This window comes from Tunturiibacter gelidiferens, from assembly GCF_013410115.1.
Taxonomy (GTDB): domain Bacteria; phylum Acidobacteriota; class Terriglobia; order Terriglobales; family Acidobacteriaceae; genus Edaphobacter; species Edaphobacter gelidiferens.
Genome location: NZ_JACCCV010000001.1, coordinates 2,350,418 through 2,370,996, shown reverse-complemented (window position 1 = coordinate 2,370,996; position 20,579 = coordinate 2,350,418). Strand labels below are relative to the sequence as shown.

At 58.2% G+C, this 20,579-nt stretch carries 20 protein-coding genes; 12 read left to right on the top strand and 8 right to left on the bottom strand.

Going from position 1 to position 20,579, the window contains the following annotated elements; translation table 11 throughout:
- Positions 1-42 precede the first annotated feature (42 nt).
- The 9 genes from leuD (at position 43) to HDF12_RS10075 (ending at position 9,857) form a co-directional block, all read left to right on the top strand.
- The gene (leuD, locus tag HDF12_RS10120; RefSeq protein ID WP_179582579.1) at positions 43-681 is read left to right on the top strand and encodes a 3-isopropylmalate dehydratase small subunit; all 639 of its coding nucleotides are present in this window, start codon (positions 43-45) and stop codon (positions 679-681) included.
- 134 nt (positions 682-815) lie between these two features.
- Positions 816-2,516: a dihydroxy-acid dehydratase gene (gene ilvD, locus HDF12_RS10115; protein WP_179582578.1), complete on the top strand. Its 1,701-nt coding sequence runs from the start codon at positions 816-818 to the stop codon at positions 2,514-2,516.
- Positions 2,517-2,615: 99 nt separating this feature from the next.
- On the top strand, positions 2,616-3,032 hold the full coding sequence (locus tag HDF12_RS10110; RefSeq protein WP_179582576.1) for a DUF4288 domain-containing protein: 417 nt from the start codon (positions 2,616-2,618) through the stop codon (positions 3,030-3,032).
- Complete coding sequence (locus HDF12_RS22310; RefSeq protein WP_257025466.1) at positions 3,022-4,902, top strand: thiamine pyrophosphate-dependent enzyme; 1,881 nt, start codon at positions 3,022-3,024, stop codon at positions 4,900-4,902. Before HDF12_RS10110 ends, HDF12_RS22310 begins: the two co-directional genes overlap by 11 nt.
- 276 nt (positions 4,903-5,178) lie before the next feature.
- Positions 5,179-5,718, top strand: coding sequence for a hypothetical protein (locus HDF12_RS10095; protein ID WP_179582574.1), 540 nt, complete (start codon positions 5,179-5,181; stop codon positions 5,716-5,718).
- 95 nt (positions 5,719-5,813) lie between these two features.
- On the top strand, positions 5,814-6,119 hold the full coding sequence (locus HDF12_RS10090) for a hypothetical protein (protein ID WP_179582571.1): 306 nt from the start codon (positions 5,814-5,816) through the stop codon (positions 6,117-6,119).
- Between the two features lie 14 nt (positions 6,120-6,133).
- A complete protein-coding gene (ilvN, locus tag HDF12_RS10085; protein WP_179582569.1) occupies positions 6,134-6,739 on the top strand; it encodes an acetolactate synthase small subunit in 606 nt (201 codons plus the stop codon).
- A gap of 345 nt (positions 6,740-7,084) precedes the next feature.
- Positions 7,085-8,110, top strand: coding sequence for a ketol-acid reductoisomerase (gene ilvC, locus HDF12_RS10080; protein WP_179582567.1), 1,026 nt, complete (start codon positions 7,085-7,087; stop codon positions 8,108-8,110).
- 247 nt (positions 8,111-8,357) lie between these two features.
- A complete protein-coding gene (locus HDF12_RS10075) occupies positions 8,358-9,857 on the top strand; it encodes a sensor histidine kinase (protein ID WP_179582565.1) in 1,500 nt (499 codons plus the stop codon).
- Positions 9,858-9,907: 50 nt separating this feature from the next.
- Here HDF12_RS10075 and HDF12_RS10070 read toward each other — a convergent pair whose 3' ends face one another.
- On the bottom strand, positions 9,908-10,192 hold the full coding sequence (locus HDF12_RS10070; RefSeq protein WP_158945193.1) for a DUF427 domain-containing protein: 285 nt from the start codon (positions 10,190-10,192) through the stop codon (positions 9,908-9,910).
- 236 nt (positions 10,193-10,428) lie between these two features.
- On the opposite strand from HDF12_RS10070, the gene HDF12_RS10065 reads away from it, so the two are divergent.
- On the top strand, positions 10,429-10,698 hold the full coding sequence (locus HDF12_RS10065) for a hypothetical protein (RefSeq protein WP_179582563.1): 270 nt from the start codon (positions 10,429-10,431) through the stop codon (positions 10,696-10,698).
- A gap of 94 nt (positions 10,699-10,792) precedes the next feature.
- Here HDF12_RS10065 and topA read toward each other — a convergent pair whose 3' ends face one another.
- From topA to HDF12_RS10045, 4 genes are all read right to left on the bottom strand, one after another.
- Complete coding sequence (gene topA, locus HDF12_RS10060; RefSeq protein ID WP_179582561.1) at positions 10,793-13,699, bottom strand: type I DNA topoisomerase; 2,907 nt, start codon at positions 13,697-13,699, stop codon at positions 10,793-10,795.
- A gap of 270 nt (positions 13,700-13,969) precedes the next feature.
- Positions 13,970-15,154, bottom strand: a complete 1,185-nt coding sequence (gene dprA, locus HDF12_RS10055) for a DNA-processing protein DprA (protein WP_179582559.1) — start codon at positions 15,152-15,154, stop codon at positions 13,970-13,972.
- A gap of 96 nt (positions 15,155-15,250) precedes the next feature.
- A complete protein-coding gene (locus HDF12_RS10050) occupies positions 15,251-16,024 on the bottom strand; it encodes a DoxX family protein (RefSeq protein ID WP_179582557.1) in 774 nt (257 codons plus the stop codon).
- Between the two features lie 59 nt (positions 16,025-16,083).
- Positions 16,084-16,278: a DUF3565 domain-containing protein gene (locus tag HDF12_RS10045; RefSeq protein ID WP_179582555.1), complete on the bottom strand. Its 195-nt coding sequence runs from the start codon at positions 16,276-16,278 to the stop codon at positions 16,084-16,086.
- Between the two features lie 60 nt (positions 16,279-16,338).
- On the opposite strand from HDF12_RS10045, the gene HDF12_RS10040 reads away from it, so the two are divergent.
- On the top strand, positions 16,339-17,181 hold the full coding sequence (locus tag HDF12_RS10040; RefSeq protein ID WP_179582553.1) for a menaquinone biosynthesis protein: 843 nt from the start codon (positions 16,339-16,341) through the stop codon (positions 17,179-17,181).
- 100 nt (positions 17,182-17,281) lie between these two features.
- On the top strand, positions 17,282-17,986 hold the full coding sequence (locus HDF12_RS10035) for a YqaA family protein (protein WP_246373481.1): 705 nt from the start codon (positions 17,282-17,284) through the stop codon (positions 17,984-17,986).
- Positions 17,987-17,996: 10 nt separating this feature from the next.
- Here the strand turns inward: HDF12_RS10035 and HDF12_RS10030 are convergent, their stop codons facing one another.
- The 3 genes from HDF12_RS10030 to HDF12_RS10020 form a co-directional block, all read right to left on the bottom strand.
- Positions 17,997-18,683 carry a DUF2306 domain-containing protein gene (locus tag HDF12_RS10030; protein ID WP_179582549.1) on the bottom strand — a complete coding sequence of 229 codons (687 nt, stop codon included), beginning with the start codon at positions 18,681-18,683 and terminating at the stop codon, positions 17,997-17,999.
- Positions 18,683-19,249, bottom strand: coding sequence for a PadR family transcriptional regulator (locus HDF12_RS10025; protein ID WP_179582547.1), 567 nt, complete (start codon positions 19,247-19,249; stop codon positions 18,683-18,685). The genes HDF12_RS10030 and HDF12_RS10025 overlap by 1 nt, the downstream gene beginning before the upstream one ends.
- 142 nt (positions 19,250-19,391) lie before the next feature.
- A complete protein-coding gene (locus tag HDF12_RS10020) occupies positions 19,392-20,408 on the bottom strand; it encodes a beta-ketoacyl-ACP synthase III (protein ID WP_179582545.1) in 1,017 nt (338 codons plus the stop codon).
- Between the last annotated feature and the right edge of the window lie 171 nt (positions 20,409-20,579).

The following is a 20,579-nucleotide window of genomic DNA, read 5'->3' as shown; positions in this document are numbered from 1 at the left end:
TGAGGGGCTTTAGCCCCGAGCCTTCTGCCAAACGAGGAACTCATGCATCCCATCAACGTTCTCACCAGCCACGCCGTCCCGCTCGATCGCCCAAACGTCGACACCGACCAGATCATCCCCAAGCAGTTCCTCAAGCGCATCGAGCGCACCGGCTACGGCGACTTCCTCTTCTACGACTGGCGCCGTATCCAGGATGGCCCACACGCGGGCGAACCCCACCCCGACTTCGTCCTCAACAAACACCATCACAAGGGCGCGAAGATCCTCATCGCCGGAAAAAACTTCGGCTGCGGCAGCTCGCGCGAGCACGCCGCCTGGGCCCTCACCGACTTCGGCTTCCTCGCCGTCATCGCCCCCAGCTTCGCCGACATCTTCTTCTCCAACGCCGGCAAAAACGGCATGGTTCTCGTTCGCCTCCCCGAGTCCGACGTCGAAACCCTGATGCATCGCTCCGAAAAAAATCCAGCGCACAAGATCACCATCAACCTCGAAGCCCAAACCATCACCGACGACGAAGGTTTCAGCGCACACTTCGAAATCGACCCCTTCCGCAAATACTGCCTCCTGAACGGCCTCGATGACATAGGTCTGACGCTGCGCCATGAATCCGAACTTGACGCCTTCGAAAACAAACATGACGCCGAGTTCTGGCTGAAACCACGCAGCAGCGCAGCCGCATAGATAAACCCGCTGCATATCTACACCGCAGTTTGTTGTTGCTGTCATCCTGAGCGGAGCGAAGGATCCCGAAGATCTCTCGGATCTCACGACCGCTCGAACCTTTTCAACCCGAAACACTCAAACACGGAGATGAATTGAGCAACGAACTCAATCCCGCAAAGAAGTACTCCAAAGTCCTCACCGAAGGACCATCCCGCGCCGCAGCTCGCTCTTACCTGCGCAGCGTAGGCTTCACGAAAGAAGACCTTCACAAGCCCATCATCGGTATCGCCAACACCTGGACCGAGGTCGGTCCCTGCAACTTCCATCTCCGCCAAGTCGCCGAGGCGGTCAAACAGGGCGTCCGTGACGCCGGCGGCACTCCCATGGAGTTCAATACCATCACCGTCCACGACGGCATCACCATGGGCACCCAGGGCATGAAGGCCTCGCTCGTCTCCCGCGAGGTCATCGCCGACTCCATCGAACTCGTCACACGCGCCAACTCCTTCGACGGCCTCGTCTGCATCGCCGGCTGCGACAAGAACATGCCCGCCGCCATCATGGCCCTCGCACGCCTCGACATCCCGGGGCTCATGCTCTACGGCGGCTCCATCGCCCCCGGCAAGCTCCCCCAGCCCGACGGCACCATCAAGGAGATCACCATCCTGCAGGTCTTCGAAGGCATGGGCTCGCACGCCGCCGGCAAGATCACCGATGATGAGCTCGAAGCCCTCGAAGCAGCCGCCTGTCCCGGCCCCGGAGCCTGCGGCGGACAGTTCACCGCCAACACCATGGCCATGGCCGGCGAGTTCCTCGGCATCTCTCCCATCCAGATCACCGGCGTCCCCGCCATGTCTCCCGATAAAGCCGCAGCCAGCCGCGAAGCCGGTCGCATCGTCATGGATCTCGCAAAGAATGACCTCCGCCCCTCAAAGATTGTTACCCGCAAGGCCATCGAGAACGCCTACGTCTCCGCCTGCGCCTCAGGCGGCAGCACCAACGCCGTACTTCACCTGCTCGCCATCGCGCGCGAGTTCAACATCCCCTTCACCATCGACGACTTCAACGCCATCAGCGACCGCACACCGCACATCTGCGACCTCTCCCCCGGTGGCAAATACGCCGCCAAGGACTATCAGGATGCAGGCGGCAGCCGCCTCCTCGCCAAGCGCCTCCTCGACGCCGGTCTTATCGACGGCAGCCAGATAACTGTCACCGGCAAGACCCTCGCTGAAGAGGCCTCCGCCGCCGTCGAGACGCCTAACCAGGCCGTCATCTACACCACCGAGCACCCACTCAAGGCCACCGGCGGCCTCGTCATACTCAAGGGCAACCTCGCGCCCGAGGGCTGCGTCGTCAAAGTCGCCGGCCACGAGCGTCTCTTCCACGAAGGAGTAGCTCGCGTCTTCGAGTCCGAGGACGAGTGTCACGCCGCCGTCGAAGCCGGCAAGATCAACCCCAACGACGTCTGCGTCATTCGCTACGAAGGCCCACGCGGCGGCCCCGGCATGCGCGAGATGCTCGCCGTCACTGCCGCCATCAAAGGCATCCCAGAGCTCAGCGAAACGGTAGCGCTCCTCACCGACGGCCGCTTCTCCGGAGCCACCCGCGGCCTCATGGTCGGTCACGTCGCCCCCGAAGCCCAACTCGGCGGCCCCATCGCAGCCGTGCACGAAGGCGACACCATCACCTTCGACATCCCCAACCGCAAGCTAACCCTCAACGTCCCCGAAGCCGAGATCGCCACTCGCCTCGCCGCATGGAAGGCCCCCGAACCCCGCTTCAAACGCGGCGTCTTCGCCAAGTACACCAACTCAGTAAGCAGCGCCAGCGAAGGAGCGGTAACAATCTAGTTTTTCCTTGTTGTCATTCCGCAGCGAAGCGGAGGAATCTGCTTCTCGATCTTGAGGTTGCACACAAAACCTGGCTTTAGCCCATGAGGTAACCGCTCTATGTCAAAAACGAAATGGATTCCGAAGGACATGGAGTGGTTCCTCGCCGACATGATTCAAGAACTGAAGGTCGCAGGTGCGGAAGACTCCACCGTTTGGATCAATACACATCTCATCAGAGCAAGTTCGCCGGATGAAGCCTACGAGAAGGCGTTGAATCGCGGAAAACTCTACGAGGATTCTTGGACCAACACCAGTGGGGAGCAGGTCGTCTCACAATTTAGAGGACTTCGTGACCTGCTTCTGGTTTACGAAAAGCTTGAAGACGGCGCGGAGATTATGTGGGAAGAGCAAGAAGACGTCAGCGAACAAAGCATTCAAGAAATGATTAAGCCAAGAGCGCAACTAGGAGCGATTGAGGCACATGGAGCAAAGCGAGGAAAAGCGTCAACGGGAGGTAGCAATCATGTCAATTAATAAAAATCACCACCCCCAACTCACTGGAGCCGAGATCATCTGGGCCACACTCGTCGGCGAGAGCGTGGACAAGGTCTTCGGCTACCCTGGCGGAGCCATCCTTCCCGCCTACGACGCACTGCGCAAGTTCCCTATCCACCACATCCTCGTCCGCCACGAGCAGGGCGCATCGCATATGGCTGACGGCTACGCCCGTGCTTCGGGGAAGGTCGGTGTGTGTATTGCCACCAGCGGCCCCGGTGCGACGAATCTCGTCACCGGCATAGCAACCGCCATGCTCGACTCCATCCCGATCGTCTGCATCACCGGACAGGTAGGCAGCAAGGTCCTTGGCTCCGACGCCTTTCAGGAAGTCGACATCACAGGCATCACTCTGCCGATCACGAAGCACAACTACCTCGTCACGCGCGCCGAAGATATTGCACCAACACTGCGCGAGGCCTTTCAGGTTGCGACCAACGGCCGCCCTGGCCCCGTGCTGGTCGACATCACCAAGGATGCACAGCAGAACACCGCCGCCTTCAACTTTGAAGCTGCTGCGCCCGCGTCCTACCGCCCTCACCCCATGCTGCGCGCGGAGTCCTCCTCCATCCAGCAAGCCATCGAGTTCATCAAAGCAGCAAAGAAACCCGTCATTCTCGCCGGTCACGGCATCACGCACTCCGGCGCCGAAGCACAAGTTCTCGCCTTTGCAGAGCGCCAGCAGATTCCTGTCGCCAGCACGCTGCTTGGCCTTGGAGCCTTCCCGACCTATCATCCGCTCTCGCTCGGCATGATGGGGATGCACGGCGAATCGTGGGTCAACAACGCCATCCAGCAAGCCGATCTGCTACTTGCCCTCGGTATGCGCTTCGATGACCGCGTCACCGGCAACCTCGCCCGCTATGCACCCAACGCGAAGAAGATTCACATCGAGATCGATCCGTCGGAGATTAACAAAAACGTCCGCGCCGACGTAGCCCTCATCGGCGACCTCAAAGAGGTCCTCGAACTGCTGCTCCCACTTCTCGACTCCACCGGCTACACACTCGATCGCGACAAAGGCACCATCCGATTCGGCGATGGAGTCACCGGCAAGCGTCCCCCGTCCGGCAATCCGGGCGGCTCCCGTCAAGGCGGCGGAGCAGCAGGAAACGTGCCATGTGCAACCACCGACTGGCTCTGCGAGATCAACGCCATGAAGGGCGACGCCGCCGTCCGCGACATCATCAATCTGCCCGACAATGGCCATCTTTATGCCGCCCATGTCATCAACGACATCTGGCGTGAAGCACACGCTGCGGGCAGGGCCGATCAGACCATCATCGTGACTGATGTTGGGCAGCATCAGATGTGGGAGGCGCAGTACTACAAACATGACGCGCCTCGTTCGCTGATCACCAGCGGAGGCCTTGGCACTATGGGGTTTGCGCTTCCTGCGGCGATTGGAGCGAAGGTGGCTTGTCCTGAAAAAGATGTTTGGGTGATCGCTGGTGACGGCGGTTTTCAGATGACTGCGGCTGAGCTTTCGACCATTGTTCAAGAGGGTTTGGCGATCAATATTGCAGTGATCAATAACGGTTTTCTGGGTATGGTTCGGCAGTGGCAGGAGGCGTTTTATGAGAAGAACTACGCTGCTTCGCCGATCCTGTCGCCGGATTTTGTGAAGCTGGCTGGCGCGCATGGCATTGATGGAGCGCATGTTAGCGAGCGAAAGAATGTGACTCCCACCGTTACGAAAGCGCGCACGAGCGGTAAGGCGTTTCTGATCAACTTCCAGGTTGAGAAAGAGGATGGGGTTTATCCGATGATCGCTCCCGGGGCGGCGCTCCATGAGATGGTGCGGCGGCCGGCGAATGATCCGCTTCTGGAGACGGCGGAGGATGAATAATCTTTCATTTTCGCAGAAAAAATTCTGGCTGTGGTGCAGGAGCGAAGATCGCTGTTTTTCCCTTGTTTTTGAGGGGTGTTTTGGAAAAAACGGCGTTTTGAACGTGGTTTTTTGATGGTGAGAACGTGGTGGAATGCGTGGTAAACGTGGTGCGTTAGCAGTGTCTTTTGACCATCGAAAAATACGCCACGTTTTTGAAGTTTATTTTTGACCGCTGCACGGTTTTGATCTTTTTTGAGAGAGGGGCTGCAGATGCCGAGTCGATTCGGAGCTGGAGTGAGTAGAAAACTCGGAGTCGTCGCATGCGTGGTCTGGTCGTTTCTCGCCGTCTCGGCGTCTGTGGCTGCTTCGGCTCAAGCTGCTCAACCCGTTCAATCCACTGTCCCCGTTTCATCGACGCAGTCTGCTCAGGCTGTTGCGCCGCCTAAGGCTGGCGAGATTCACATTAAGGTGATCAATGCGCTCACCAACGCGCCTGTCCACGACGAGAGGTTGAATGTGGCTCTTCGCGAGGATCAGATCGGGTCGGTCGCCATGGCCACAGACAAGAACGGGATCATCCTGGTGGATGCGAAGAAGGCGACGATTCTGCGCATCCTCGCGAATATGTATGCGGACTGCAGGCCGCGGAGCGAGCTCTATACCAACTACTCCGTCGCTGCGATTCTCAGCACTGGAATCACAACGGGCAATCTTTGCAGCAACGCGAGCTCGAAGGCAAAGCCCGGCGAACTGATCCTCTATGAGGTGCCCAAGACCTATCTTCGCCAGTACCCTGCACCGCCTGTCGATTCCCTGCCCCATAGTCCAAACTAAAACGCAGCACTCCGTTGAAAGGCACTTATGTTCCAAACTTTTGTAGTGTTAGTTGTCGTAAATCACGTATCAAATCCGGCTTATGAAAGACGTCAGTGAATTCGATTTGGATCGGTTTATTTCAGGTTTCTGGTCCCAAGGACAACTGGATGCTGGAAGGAAATGCGGGTGCATTTATATGGATAGCTTCACAAGCAGAAGATTCAGCAGAACTAATCGCGAAAGTCGAAAACGCCATGCAGAAACTTGGATTGAACATAAATGACAGTGAGCAGGTACAAAAAGTCCTCAATGAAGACGACTTGTCAGAAGCGGTTGCGGAGCTAATTCCTCAAGCCCGCAGAGATAAAGAGTCTGTCGTGTGCGGTACTTGGCATAAGTTCAAAAATCACGATGCATAGATAAGGATTCGGAAATGCTCCACACCTTTGTAGCTCTGGTACAAGACAAACCCGGCGTGCTGACGCGTGTCGCCTCCCTGTTTCGCCGACTCAACATCAACATCGTCTCGCTGACGGTGGGGGAGAGCGAGCGGGCCGAAGTGTCGCGCATGACGATCGTCTGCGAGGCGCCGGACCACGCTGCGCATCGTATTCGCGCTTCGCTGTACAAGCTGGAGATCACAGTGGACGTGGATGAGGTGGGGCGCGCCGACGCCGTCATCCGCGAGCTTTGCCTGATCAAGGTTGCCGCCGGCCCGAAGACCCGGTCGCAGATCTTCGAGCTTGCCAACGTCTTCCGTGCGCGTGTGGTCGATCTTGCGCCCGAGTCCGTGATGCTCGAGATGACCGGGGCGGCCAGCAAGATCGAAGGGCTGATCCAGGTGCTCACCGAGAGCGGCTACACGATCCTCGAGGTCTCGCGCACGGGGCGTATGGCGATGCGTCGCGGCCACCACACCAGCCGCGTGCTGAAGGCGCTCGGTACCCCTGACCCTGACCACCACGATGAGACGTCGTTTCCTGAAAAGCCAGGGGCGGACGAGATTCTGCCGACCGAGTTTGCAGAGGACGAGTCGTGATCCGTTTCGATAACAAACCGAAGAAGCAGATCAAGACAAAAACCTCTCTGATACCTAGATTGTTTTTGGTGGCTGGCGGCTGCGCGTGCATCCTCATCGGCGTGAATCAGATCCATAGAAACGTTCTCGTCTACAGAAACGGATATCTCCAAACAGTTTATGCAGGAGGCGCGATTGGCACAGGCGCTCTCTTTATTCTCTTCGCGTTTCTGCCTGCCGGTGATTGGATCTACCGCCGGATTACGACGCGACCTCAACTCCACGAGCCGCAGCATAGCTCACGACGTTCAAGACTTCACAAAACCCTAACCAATGATCAGAATAGGAAAAAGGAAAAACGACACAATGGCTAAGGCATACCACGACGCAGACGCAGACCTCTCTCTTATCCAGGCAAAGAAAGTTGCCATCATCGGCTATGGCTCGCAGGGCCATGCGCACGCGCTGAACCTCAAGGACTCGGGCGTTGATGTTCGCGTGGGGCTGCGCAAGGACTCGCCCAACGCAGACCGCGCACGCAAGGCCGGGCTTCAGGTCGATACCGTCGCCGACGTTTCGAAGTGGGCGGACGTCATCATGAACCTGACGCCTGACCAGACGGCGGCGAAGGTCTACCACGCGGAGATTGAGCCGAACATGAAGCCGAACGTGACACTGATGTTCGCGCATGGCTTCAACATTCGCTTCCGCACCATCACTCCTCCTGCGACGGCCGACGTCTCGCTGGTCGCGCCAAAGGGCCCTGGGCATCGCGTTCGCGAGGTGTTCACCGAGGGCGGCGGCATTCCGGGGCTGGTCGCGGTGGAGCAGGACAAGAGCGGTCACGCGCTGGCGCTCGCGCTGAGCTACGCCAAGGGGATCGGCTGCACCCGCGCCGGCGTGCTGGAGACCACGTTTACCGAAGAGACCGAGACCGACCTCTTCGGCGAGCAGGCGGTTCTGTGCGGAGGCACCAGTGCGCTGGTGAAGGCAGGGTTCGAGACACTGGTCGAGGCCGGCTACCAGCCCGAGCTTGCGTACTTCGAGGTGCTGCACGAGCTGAAGCTGATCGTCGACCTGATGTATCGGGGCGGCCTGGAGTATATGCGCCACTCCATCTCCGACACCGCAGAGTGGGGCGATTATGTGGCCGGACCACGCATCGTCACGCCCGAAGTGAAGAAGGCGATGAAGGGCCTGTTGAACGATATCCAGGACGGAAGCTTCGCCAAACGATTCATCGAGGAGAACGAGACCGGCCGCCACGAGTTTTCCCGCATCCGCAAGCAGGAGGCCGCTCACCAGATCGAGAAGGTTGGGGCCGAGCTTCGTAAATCTATGCCGTTTCTCGACCCGGTCGTCGTAAAAGACGGTCAGGTTTACAAAGCGTAGAGTTGCACGTCTAAACAGCTGCAAGTTTTTACCAATCGAAGAGACGAGGAGCGGCATCTAAGAGGGTGTCGCTTCCTCTGTTTCCATCTCAGAATGATTCTCGAACCCGCGAATATCGCGTCGGCTGGACCAGCCTGCTTGAAATTTATGAGCCAGGAACAACCATCAAGCGGAACCTCTGTAACAATGGAGATGTAGATCTAACTGAACCGATTCAGACGCCAGCGCGACAGAAGGAGCTCCAGGAATGGCCACTTTGAACAACGTTGAAAGCCTCCTATCGACACTTCCCGCTCCCTCGGCAGATCAGGTGGCAGGTCCTCCCGCTCAACCGTCCCCCGTTGCTGATATCGTCGCCGGGCTGCGCACCATTGCTCCGCTCGACGGTCTGACGGACGAGGAGTACACCTGGATTGCGACAAAAGGGACCGAGCGCGTTGGCCAGGATCGTTCCATCGTCTTCCGCGAGGGTGAACCTGCCTGCAATATGAACTTCATCCTCCAGGGAGAGGTGCAGGTACGCCGTCGCCACTCGAATGCTGCGCTGTTTATCGGCCGGGCCGGCTCGATGACGGGCAAGCTGCCCTTCTCTCGCATGAAGACCTACGGCGGCGAAGGTTACTCGGTTGGTCCGGTATGGGCGATCGATGTTCATGAGTCTCTGTTTCCGGAGATGATGGTCGCGATCCCATCGATGGCGCAGCGCAGCGTCTCACAGTTGCTGGACCGCGTGCGCGAGGTGACCCGCATTGAGCAGCAGTCCGAGAAGCTCAATGCACTTGGAAAGCTCGCTGCGAATCTAGCCCACGAACTGAACAATCCCGCCTCCGCAGCGCAACGCTCTGCCGCCAGCCTGTTCGGCGAACTGCGCGAGTATGGCGACCAGAAGTATCGTATGGGCAAGCTTTGCCTGCCGGAGGAGACGACGGAGAGGTATCGCGACTGGATCAAGAATGCGCGGGCGCGCATGTCCGCCTACTCCAACCTGCCCAAGGGCTCGCAGAATCCGCTGGCGAACGCGGACCGCGAGGAGATGCTGATTCAGTGGCTCAACGCTCATAACGTTCCCAATCCGTGGACGATCGCACCCGCGCTGTCGGAGACGACGCTGGCGTTTGACCTGCTCGATGAGCTCGCGGCGATCGTCGGCCCTGAGGTGCTTCCGGTCGCCGTTGCGACGGTGGCCAGCTCCCTGCGGGTGGAGCGTATGGCTGAGACGGTAGTCGATTCCACGGTGCGCATCTTTGACCTGATCAGCGCGATCAAGGACTACTCGTACATGGACCAGGCGCCGATCCAGGACGTCGACCTTGCGCAATCGCTTGAAAATACGCTGGTAATGTTCAACTCGCGGCTCAGAAACGTCAAGGTGGAGCTTGAGTTCGATCAGGATCTGGAGCCGGTGAGCGCCTACGGTAGCGAACTCAACCAGGTCTGGACCGCCTTGATCGAAAATGCGCTCGACGCCATGAATGATATGGGAACGCTGCGGCTGACGACCCACAAAGGTGGCCAGATGGCCCTGGTAGAAGTCTGGGATTCGGGGCCTGGAATCGAGCCGGAGATCAAGTCGCGGATCTTTGAGCCATTCTTCACCACCAAGGCGCCGGGCCGCGGGCTTGGACTTGGACTCGACACCGTTCAACGCATCGTCAATAAGCACTCTGGGTTCGTTACGGTTGAATCGAAGCCGGGAGCTACCTGTTTCCAGGTCCGGTTGCCACTCGATCGTCTCCAGGCTTACTAAAGCAAATGGGGAGAGGTATTTAGCCCATCCCCTTTATTCTTTTACCTTAGCTATTTCGTGACTTCGACACCGCGCCAGAAGGCTATGTGGTGCTTTACATTGCGCGCCGCCGGCTTCGGGTCGGGGTAGTACCACGCCGCATCCGGGTTGTCCTGGCCGTCCACCACGATGGTGTAGTAGCGGGCCTGGCCCTTCCAGGGGCAACTGGAGGTGGTCGAACTGGGCTTCAAAAACTCTCGCTTTACTGATTCTTCGGGGAAGTAGATATTTCCCTCGACCGTTTCATAGGTTTCGCTTTCGGCCAGTGTCTGGCCATTCCAAACTGCCTTCGCCATAGTCCACTACCTGCATTCTTTTCAACGAGTTACGTTCGTTAGCCAACGCCCGGCGATCATTGCCGGGGACATTAAGAAACCGTGAGGCCGTGATGCATTTGTAACAGAAACGATGCAAAAAAGGAAAGTCGCGGATTTTCAGGCTTGGCGCAGTTTCAGATTGCCCGCGGGTCGACCAGTCTGCAAGATTGCGGTGTCAGGAGGATAATTGGAGCTAAGGTAGAGGGAGCTGCTGCATGAAAAGCCGAATCGCCATTTGGGCCACCGTGGGCGCGATCGTTGTCTTCGTCTGGAGAGTCTATATCTCGGCGACTCTTTCGAATCCGCTTGGTACAGGCGGCCTTGGACGGGCTCTCGTCTATCTAACCTGCCCGATCGCGATGGCACGCCAACACCCGCAGGGCTTCTACTTCGTCCTGATTGCAAATGCCGCAACCTATGCATTGGCCGGTGTCATCGTGGAAACCACGCGGCAGTATTACCACGTTCGCTCGAGTCCAAACTGACCCACTACCGAGTTTTCAGGCTTGGATCACGCGAAGGCGCGCTGACCGGTCCAGGAGTCCTCTACAGCGCATCTCGTCGTTCCCTTGCCTTCTGTTAAGCTACGCTCTCGACAACTGCCCGGGTCTTCTCAGGATCGGGCCGTTCGATGACGGGTATCGGAGCCGGCCCGGCAATCTTTTTCTCGTAAGTGCACGGCGGAGTCGTCGGCTCTTCTTCCGGAGCGCCCTTCTTCTTGCGGCGTTTCGGAAGCGCCTCACGATTGTTCGGACATACGAGGTAGGTGCCCTTGTCGTTGACGACCTCAAGAACATAGGCGCTGTCGCACTTCGGACAGGTCTGGTTCACCAGCTTCAGGTTCGAGGCGAAGTCGCACTTGGGATAGTTCACGCAGCCGTAGAAGAGATCGCCGCGCTTGGTCTTGCGGACGGCAATATCGCCGCCATCCTTCGGGCACTTTACGTCGAGCAGCTCCTGCTTGATGTACTTGCACTTCGGATATCCGCTGCAGCTGATGAACTCGCCGTACTGACCGTTGCGGAGAAGCAGAGGTTTGCCGCACTTCGGGCAGGACTCTTCCAGCTGGACCGGCGGCTTCTGCTGTACCTTCTGGTTCAGCTTGCGAATCGTCTTGCAGGGCGGATCCTCGTTGTAGCCGGGGCAGGCCATAAACGGTCCCCAGGGGCCGTTGCGCAAAACCATCGTGCGTCCGCAGTTATCGCAGGCCTCCTCTTCGGGCGTCTCGTCGGCTCCGGGGGCGCTCAGGTCGGGCTTTGCCGCGAAGTTCTCCTTGGTGAAGTCGCAACTTACCGGCTCGACGGTGACCTTCTTGCCCTGTTCGGCGGCTTCGGCGATTGCTGACGTCATCTCCTTCGCGTCGCCAACCTCTTTGGAGTACTCGACCACGTCTTCGGTCGTCGCTTTTACAATCAGCGGGAACGCAAATGCACTTGTAACCTTTTTCGTTACACCTTTGGAATCCTTCTTCCAGGGACCAGCCGCAATCGTCATCGGCTTGACCTTGGTGAAGTTGCTGCAGGAGTAGAAGCTGCCGAACTTGCCCCACTTCAGAATGAGAGGACTACCGCAGTTGTCGCAGACCTCGTCGGTCTTCTGCTCCATCCGCTTCACGTCTTCCATGTTGTCGCTGGCGACGTTCAGCTCCTTCTCGAAGTGGTCGTAGAACCCGTTCAGCAGATCCGTCCATCGCTCCGTCCCATCTTCAACGGCATCGAGTTCTCCTTCGAGCGTCGCGGTGTATGCGGTATCGAAGATGTAGGGGAAGTTCTTCACCAGCAGCTTTGTAACCACCGTACCAATCTCGGTCGGCACAAACTTCGACTGGATCTTCTTCACGTAGTCGCGATCCTGAATCGTATTAATGATGGACGCGTAGGTGGAAGGTCGGCCAATTCCCTTCTCTTCAAGCGTCTTCACGAGACTAGCTTCGTTGAAGCGCGGCGGCGGCTGGGTAAACTTCTGCAGCGGATCGAGTTTTTGCAGACGCAGTGCTTCTCCGTTGCTCAACTCCGGCAACCTTGCTTCTGCCTCATCCTCTTCTTCACTCCCTCCCTGCGCGGCTGCCCCGGCATCGACAACTGGCTTTGCGGACGCCTCTTCCTTCGCGGCCTTATCTTTGGCTGCCTGGCGTGCGCGCTTGTCTTCCTCTTCGAACCTCAGGTGTCCTTCGAACTTCAACACACTGCCGGTCACGCGGAAGTCATAGGCGAGCTTCGCCTGCGCAACAATATCCACAGTCGTCTGGTCGAAGACCGCAGGCGTCATCTGGCTGGAGACAAAGCGCTGCCAGATCAGCTTGTAAAGCCTGTACTGCTCGTCACTCAGATACTTTCTGATCGAGTCCGGCGTGTACTTTACGCTCGTCGGCCGGATGGCTTCGTGTGCGTCCTGTGCCTCGACCTGTTTTTTGCCGAGATACTCGTTAGGGGTTGCGGGCAGATACTTCGCGCCCAGCTTGCCAATAAATTCGCGAGCCTCTGCAATCGCATCTGCGCTGACGCGGGTCGAGTCGGTACGCATATAGGTGATCAGACCGACCGTGCCCTCTGCGCCAATCTCTACGCCCTCATATAAACGCTGCGCGACACCCATCGTCCGCCGCACATTGAAGCCGAGACGACCGGCAGCATCCTGCTGCAGCTTACTCGTCGTAAAGGGAGCCTTCGGATTGCTCCTGCGCTCCTTCTTCTCAACCGAGCGAACACTCCACTTTGCAACCTTCAGCTCGCTGACAACCTCGTCTACCGCCTCGTGATCAGGCAGCGCGTTCGACAGAAAGAGCTCTTTGCCCTCTTCATCTTTTCCGTTTGCAACACGGGCGGAAACGCCATTGACACCGACAAATCGTGCCGTGAAGCTCTGCTTGTTCGCAGTGGGCTCAAGCTGTGCATCGATGGTCCAGTACTCCACTGGATTGAAGTCATTGATCTCCTGCTCCCGCTCGACGATCAGCCGCAGCGCGACCGTTTGCACACGTCCCGCCGAAAGCCCGCGCCGCACCTTGTCCCAGAGCAGCGGAGATACCTGATAGCCCACCAACCGATCCAGCACGCGCCGCGTCTGCTGCGCATCCACCAGATCCTCATCTATATCGCGAGCGTTCAAAAACGCAGCCTGCACGGCCTTTTTGGTGATCTCATTAAAGGTGACACGCCGAACCTTCGACTTGTCCTTCATCATCGGCAGCAGCTGGATCGAGAGGTGCGCGGCAATCGCCTCGCCTTCGCGGTCCGGGTCCGGCGCAAGGTAGACCATGTCCGCCTTCGCCGCCAGCTTCTTCAGCCGATCCACCACTTTCTCTTTTCCTGGAGACACAATCAGCGTCGGCTCGAACGTCCGCCTCTTCAGCTCTACGCCGATGTCGTTCTTCGGCAGGTCCATGATGTGGCCAATCGAGGCCTCCACCACGTAGTCGCTGCCGAGATATTTCCCAATCGTCTTCGCCTTCGCCGGCGATTCGACGATAACTAATGATTTACCCATTTGTTCCCTTCATCCACCAGAACGCATCGCCGAGGCGAAACGTTCCACACTTCCTTATTCCATTGCGAACCTAACACGAGTTCTGCAAACGCGTCATCTCTCCATGATTCCTCAACTGACGAAACCGGACTGAGAAGGTCATAGCACAGCAACTCAAATCGATGAGCCAACCCACTCTGTGGATAACTCGCCAAGTCGAACGAAACCCTGAGCTTACGTTTATCTTTGCGGCATCCGCTTCGGCGCAGGAATCAACCTTGCTACTGAGACTCAGAACGCCCGCACATAATTTTTTCCGGGCAGTTGCCGAACACGCCCCGCAAGCTCCAGTTCAAAAAGCGCGGTAAAGATCTCTGCGGATCCCAACTCCGCCTCCAACTGTTCGATCAGCTCGTCCAGTTGCGTCGACTCATCGTGCCGCAGCTTTTCGAAGACGATCCTTTCGTGCTCAGGAAGCGGCGTATCGTTAAATAGAGATGCAGCCCCTCCCGGTTTCGATTCAGACCCTCCGCCAGCCGCTGCCTGCTCGTCCTCCAATGCCAGCCTGATCTGCGAGGGCAGATCCTCCCAGATATCCTCCCAGGTCGCAGTCAGCTTAGCTCCTTGTTTTATCAGGGTGTTAGGCCCCCACGCGTTCTTGTTCGTCACGTTCCCCGGGACAGCGTAAACATCGCGATTCTGCTCCATCGCGCACCGCGCCGTAATTCTGGTTCCGCTGTACTCGGCGGCTTCGATGACCAGCACGCCGACGCTCATTCCACTCAGAATCCGGTTGCGAATAGGAAAGTTCTGCGGCGCAGGAAAGGTTCCGAGCGGATACTCGCTCACGATCGTTCCACCGGTTGCGACGATCTGCTCAGCCAGCTTCTTGTTCTCCTTGGGATAGATGACGTCGATGCCCGTGCCCCAGACAGCGACGGTTTTGCCGCCTGCCTCGATCGCTCCCTTGTGCGCTGCGGTGTCGACCCCGCGAGCCATGCCGCTCAGGATCACCATCCGCCGATTCGCAAGATCGCGCGAGAGCAGCTCCGCCATGCCCGCTCCGTACGGCGAAGGCTGGCGCGTTCCGACAACCGCGATTCCGGGCCGGGCCAGCAGAGAGAGGTCCCCGCGAATCCAAAGCGTCGACGGTGGATCGTAGATCTCACGCAGCCGTTCAGGGTAGGCCTCGTCTTCAGGCGTCAATATACTGCCGCCGGCTTCGCCTACACGCTTCAACTCGTCTTCAGCCGCTGCCTTCGCTTTGCCTTCGAAGACAAACTGCGCAGACTGCGCCGGCATCCCCGCGCCTTCCAGCTCGGTAAGCGAAGCCTCAAGCACCCGCTCCGCTGCGCCCAGCCGATTCATCGCCTTCCAGATTCGTGTGGGTCCCATTCCCGGCGTCAGCGTCAATGCCACCCATGCCAAACGTGCCTGTTCCTTTACTACTGCTGCATCCTGCTGCGCCAAAGCCATTCATCGTCCTCTTCATCGGTATGCTTCGCAAGCCTCCGCCCTCGACGATTCTCAAGAATCAGCGCTGACAGAGGCTCACCGTCACTGTATCGCATCTCACGCGACGAGGTCGGGTGCGAAACTCTCCGCAAGAATAAAAGACGCGCCACTCATCGCCAATGCAACTAGAAGGCTAGTGAATTCGTCGCCATTGCGCGGTTGGGCTGCGACGCGGGGCACGTGAAGTATAACGACCCAGATAAAAAACATTGTGCCCAACAGGATTGAGGCAGTCCGCGCCATCTGCCTGGTAACGATCGCCAGAGCAGCTGCGACAAACGCCACTCCGACAAAGTACGACCAGAAGAGGCGCGCGGGAATCCATGCGGGGACAATTGTCGCCACAAACTTCGCATACAGGAAATGCTGCACGGCGAAGACCACAAGCGCGAGAGCAAACCCGACGCGCCCGAAGATGGCTAAATGTGACAAGACCTTGTTGGTCGGCTCAAGCCTGAGCCCGTCCGGAATCTCGATCCTGGCCAGCACGAAGGCGCCACCCATCAAAGCCAGAAGCTCGAAGCCGCTGGTCCAGGGATCGGGACTATGCGGCTGCGCGATGAGCCTGGGGAGTTGCAGAAACAGGACGTACAAAAACAGAGCAACACCCAAAAGCGCCGCCGCCAGCCGCGCCAGTTTTTCCGTCACGATGCAGACCGCAACCGCGATCAGCGCGGCACCGGTCAGCACAGCTACCGCGTGCGACCCCGGTATCCACGGAGGGCCAGGGATCGGGCCCTTCAACCCTGCGACATAGATGAAATACTCCACGCCGAAGAGGGCCATTGCGATGGCAAAGAAGAGGCGGCCAGCTTTCAACAATCCATCCATTCTTTCTGCTCCCTTCCGAATGAACTGTGCAGTCTCGCGAGAATCCTACTACCAACCTGCTATTTTTCCTCCTCATCGCACCTCTTGCACTCCATCAAACTCCCGATTCGCGCAGCCCTTCCCTCTTCCGTCGTCACCCATTCGCGCACCGTCCACGGGGGATCATGCCGCACATGCTGCCCATGACCGCAGTCCAGCCGGGTCGCCCAGTGCTGCTGTTCATCCTGATAAAAACCCACCACTCGCCTCAGCATCGAGCACGCCTCCTCCACATCCAATAAACTAGTCCTTTGAACACTTCGTCTTCATCTTCCATGCTTCGTGTCGCTGCCATCAACTTTCTCAACCCCGCACCGCTGATGTGGGACTTCGAGCACGCACCTCTCGCGCAGGAGCTGGCACAGCGCTATTCGCTGCACTACACCCAGCCCTCGCAGTGCGCCGCCGAACTTCTCGCAGGCCGCGCGGACCTCGGGCTTATCCCGATCGCAGCGCTCACGCCGGAGCTGGCAGTTGTCCCTGGCTGCACTATCGCTTCGCTGAACGAAGTTCGTTCTATTCAGCTCATCGTTAAATCTCCTCACACCCTCAGCACCGTGAAGACGGTCTCGGCCGACACAGCCTCTCGCAGCTCGCTCGCCTACGCTGAGATCCTCTTTCGTAAGTTCGCCAACAATCATCCGGCATTCCTGCCCGCTCCAGCCGACCCCATCGCGATGCTGCAACAGTCCGATGCTGCCATCCTGATCGGTGATCCTGCCCTGCTCGCCCTCGAACACCGGGAGCAGATCGAAGCGGCGGTTGGCCCGTGCCAGTGGTTTGATCTCGCTCGCGAGTGGCACATCCGCACCAACGTACCCTGGGTTGCCGCAGTCTGGGCCGTGCGGCCAGAGTCCCTCGGCGCCCCTCGCCTCTCCGCCGCTCAACTCGTCGAAGACCTTGAAGCCTCGCGCAATCATGGCCTCCTGCACATCGAAGATCTGGTCGAAGAGTGGACTCCACGAATCAACCTGAGCCCAGCTGTCATTCGTCACTATCTCTCCAGCAACATCCACTATGTTCTCAATACGGATTGCATGCGTGCCATCAAACTCTTTCGCCAGTACGCCGCGGAGGTTGATGTTCTTCCCGCGCTGCCCGATCTCCGCTTTCTGTAAGTCCTCTGTTATACTCGCGGCTCAACCAATCTTTTAGAATTTCAGCGACTTCTCCTCCCTGGGTCGCGTCTTAATCTCTATGAGCCTGCGCGCAGCTGCCATGACCCTATCCAAGAGCCTCGCCGCAGCAGCGCAGACGGCTGCCGCAGCACACCGCGCGCGCAGTCCGTTCCTCCATCTGCTCTTCAGCTTCGGCCTCTTCGGCGTCTTCCTGGTCTCGATCGTCGACAGCTCCTTCGTTCCGCTGCCTCTGCCCGGCATCACCGACATCATGATCATCGTGCTTTCCGCGCAGCATCAAAGCTGGTTTCTCTTGATCCTGCTCGCAACAATAGGCTCAGGACTCGGTGGATGGTTCAGCTACCAGGTAGGCCAGTCCGGAGGCATGGCTTTCCTCGAAAAGCACGTTCCACCTCGTGCCTTCAAGCGCGTCTGTGAATGGATGGAAAACCACGCCATCCTCTCCGTAGCCCTGCCGGCGATCCTGCCACCGCCGATGCCGCTTAGCCCCTTCGTCCTCGCGGCTGGCGCGCTGAATATGTCGCGCAGAAAATTTCTCACCACCTTCATTATCAGCCGATGCCTGCGGCACACGGTTGCGGCTTGGCTTGGGATCCACTACGGACGGCACATCCTCCATCTCTGGAACAATCTCTCCGACAAGTACGCGACCCCTGTTCTCGTCGTCATCTGGACCGGGATTCTCGCAAGCTGCGCCTTCGCCTTCTGGAAGCTCTATAAGACCTCGCGTGCCGTCCACCCCCGCTCTCGAGGCCTCGCCAAGCCTTCTAACACCACCGCCTAAGCTCAAGCCTTTACGTCACAGCCTTCGCCCGCGGAGCGAACTTACGCTGGTAGTGTGCCGTGGTCAGAATAATTGCAGGCACACCGATCATCGTCGGCCACAGCCACACGTACCAATGATTGCCAACGACTCGCGTCAACGTGACCACGCTGAAGGCGGACCAGGCCGCAATGTAACTCCCAATAAAATTTCCGAGATGCGTGTACCACCAGAACATCTTCTCCTTCGGCTTGCGCACGAACGAGATGAGCTGCGTCGCCGCGCCCCTCATTCCTATGAATCCAAACACCACGCCCACCAGCGGAAGCACTTCGATAGATGCAGGACGAAACCACGACAGCCAGGCCAGCAGAGCGCTCGTCGCAAAGGTAACGACCCCGGCGATCCAGTCGATGGGCTCCGCGCCTCCGCCGCGCGCCAGCTCCTTCAACCTCAGAACGCGAAATCCCGAGAACGCAAAGTAGAAGCTAAACACCGCCACCAGGGCCAGAAACCGCACCGGGAAGAAGAACGCCATAGGGATTGCAGTCGCCGCAACGATCCCCATCGACCACAAATAAACCTTCCCCCAGCGTTTATGCTGCTTGCCGCCCTTCGCCGTAGCCAGCGCAACGGGAGCAAGCAGAAACGACGACGCGCCCGCAGCAATATGAATCGCAAGAAAGATCTTTACCCACAACGGATCGAGTGCATGCATCACCGCCTCCTTTTTTCCTTGCTCTCTATCTCATCCAACTCCGCCAGCGTCTCCCTGCACCACTTCGACATCGCTACGCTGTAATGTCGTCCGTAGTTCAGCGTCATCAACCAGTAGGGCAGATTGGGATCGTTCGCTTCGTCCCGCCGCAGCTGCTTCGCCGTCGCCGTGTACACCTTCAGCGCCCGCTGATGAAACTCCATGTTCGAGATCACATGCTCCCGATTGACGCTCGTCGAGACATGCGCGCCGAAGAAGAGCTTCAACAACAATTCGTTCCTGGCCACCTCCTCGGAGACCGGAATCTTCAGCCACTCCTGCAGCCGTTCTCGTCCCTCTGCCGTAAGCGAATACAGGTTTCGGTCAGGCTTTCCCTTGTTGCGCTCGGTCTTCTTCTCGATCAAACCCGCTGCCGCAAGGCGCTTCAACCCTGGATAGATCTGTCCATAACTCTCGCTCCAGAAGTGCCCGATGGAACGCGAAACCAACTGGCGAATGTCGTATCCAGACATGGGTCCCAAGCTCAAAAGTCCAAGCAGAGCGTTGGGGGTGGAACCACCTTCCATTTTCATAGCTCCAAGATATATATCTAGCAGATATATTTAGCAAGAAAATTCCTGAATTTGGAAATGACGAAATTACAAGCTAAAAAGATAACGGGCGAAGCATCTCCGCCTCACCCGCTCCAAATCTTTTTGAGTCTGCGCGTTAGAACTCCCACCGCAACAACGTCGCTCCCACCGTAAAGCCAGCTCCAACACTCGCCAGCAGAACAAGATCGCCCTTCTTCAACCGCTTCTCTTCGAGCGCCGTCTGCATCGCCATCGGAATCGTGGCCGCCGTGGTGTTGCCATATCGATCGATGTTGATAATCACCGACTCCTCCGGCATGCCCAGCCGCTCCGCCGTCGAAAGAATGATCCGCTTATTCGCCTGATGCGGAATAAAGCAGCCAAGGTCCTTCCCTTCCACGCCGTTGCGCGTCAGGATGATCTCCGCGGCCTCCGCCATCTTGCGCACCGCAAACTTGTACACCGCCTGCCCATCCTGATGGACATAATGCATCTTCGCTGCGACCGTCTCCGCAGTCGGCGGATTCAAACTTCCCCCACCCGGCATATTCAGCGCTGCCGCACCGGAGCCATCGATCTCGTGCCAGTAGTCGACCAGCCCGATCTCGTCCTCTTCGCATGGCTCCAGCAGCACCGCACCGGCGCCGTCGCCGAAGATCACGCAGGTCGCACGGTCGGTGTAGTCGATGATCGAGCTCATCACATCCGCTCCAATCACCATCACCTTCTTGTGCATCCCGCTCTCGACCAGCTTCGCCCCCACCTGCAAGGCATAGGGAAATCCCGAGCAGGCTGCCGAAAGATCGAACCCCCATGCTCCCTTTACACCGAGCTTGTCCTGCACCAGGCACGCCGTCGCCGGAAAGAACATATCGGGCGTCACCGTCGCGACGATGATCACCTCCAGCTCACTGGCCTCGATGCCGCGAGCCGCAAGACACTTCTTCGCCGCCTCCACCGCCAGATCGCTGGTTGCGACACCCGCATCCACAATATGACGCTCACGAATTCCAGTCCGCTCGGTAATCCACTGGTCGTTGGTTGCGACCATCTTTTCCAGATCCGCATTGGTCAACAAACGCGGCGGAACATACGCCCCTACCGAACTGATCTTCGCGCGTACCCGCGTCTGCGGTCTCAACGTCAAACTCAAACTCTCACCTCATCTAGTGCCACAGTTAATAAGAACCGACTCAAAAATGAACCGGCGTTCACCGTCGGAGACCATTCTCTCTGAGAAGCGTACGCGTGTCACCTTTCCATTGACGAGCAAGGTGCTGAAAAAGACACACTTCACCCGTAGCAGGAAGATTTCGCATTGTTG

Bases quoted from the DNA above. Each gene is read 5' to 3' on its own strand.
- leuD (WP_179582579.1), top strand. From the start codon at position 43: ATGCATCCCATCAACGTTCTCACCAGCCACGCCGTCCCGCTCGATCGC.
- HDF12_RS10110 (WP_179582576.1), top strand. From the start codon at position 2,616: ATGTCAAAAACGAAATGGATTCCGAAGGACATGGAGTGGTTCCTCGCC.
- HDF12_RS22310 (WP_257025466.1), top strand. From the start codon at position 3,022: ATGTCAATTAATAAAAATCACCACCCCCAACTCACTGGAGCCGAGATC.
- ilvN (WP_179582569.1), top strand. From the start codon at position 6,134: ATGCTCCACACCTTTGTAGCTCTGGTACAAGACAAACCCGGCGTGCTG.
- ilvC (WP_179582567.1), top strand. From the start codon at position 7,085: ATGGCTAAGGCATACCACGACGCAGACGCAGACCTCTCTCTTATCCAG.
- HDF12_RS10075 (WP_179582565.1), top strand. From the start codon at position 8,358: ATGGCCACTTTGAACAACGTTGAAAGCCTCCTATCGACACTTCCCGCT.
- HDF12_RS10070 (WP_158945193.1), bottom strand. From the start codon at position 10,192: ATGGCGAAGGCAGTTTGGAATGGCCAGACACTGGCCGAAAGCGAAACC.
- HDF12_RS10065 (WP_179582563.1), top strand. From the start codon at position 10,429: ATGAAAAGCCGAATCGCCATTTGGGCCACCGTGGGCGCGATCGTTGTC.
- topA (WP_179582561.1), bottom strand. From the start codon at position 13,699: ATGGGTAAATCATTAGTTATCGTCGAATCGCCGGCGAAGGCGAAGACG.
- dprA (WP_179582559.1), bottom strand. From the start codon at position 15,154: ATGGCTTTGGCGCAGCAGGATGCAGCAGTAGTAAAGGAACAGGCACGT.
- HDF12_RS10050 (WP_179582557.1), bottom strand. From the start codon at position 16,024: ATGGATGGATTGTTGAAAGCTGGCCGCCTCTTCTTTGCCATCGCAATG.
- HDF12_RS10045 (WP_179582555.1), bottom strand. From the start codon at position 16,278: ATGCTGAGGCGAGTGGTGGGTTTTTATCAGGATGAACAGCAGCACTGG.
- HDF12_RS10040 (WP_179582553.1), top strand. From the start codon at position 16,339: ATGCTTCGTGTCGCTGCCATCAACTTTCTCAACCCCGCACCGCTGATG.
- HDF12_RS10035 (WP_246373481.1), top strand. From the start codon at position 17,282: ATGACCCTATCCAAGAGCCTCGCCGCAGCAGCGCAGACGGCTGCCGCA.
- HDF12_RS10030 (WP_179582549.1), bottom strand. From the start codon at position 18,683: ATGCATGCACTCGATCCGTTGTGGGTAAAGATCTTTCTTGCGATTCAT.
- HDF12_RS10025 (WP_179582547.1), bottom strand. From the start codon at position 19,249: ATGGAAGGTGGTTCCACCCCCAACGCTCTGCTTGGACTTTTGAGCTTG.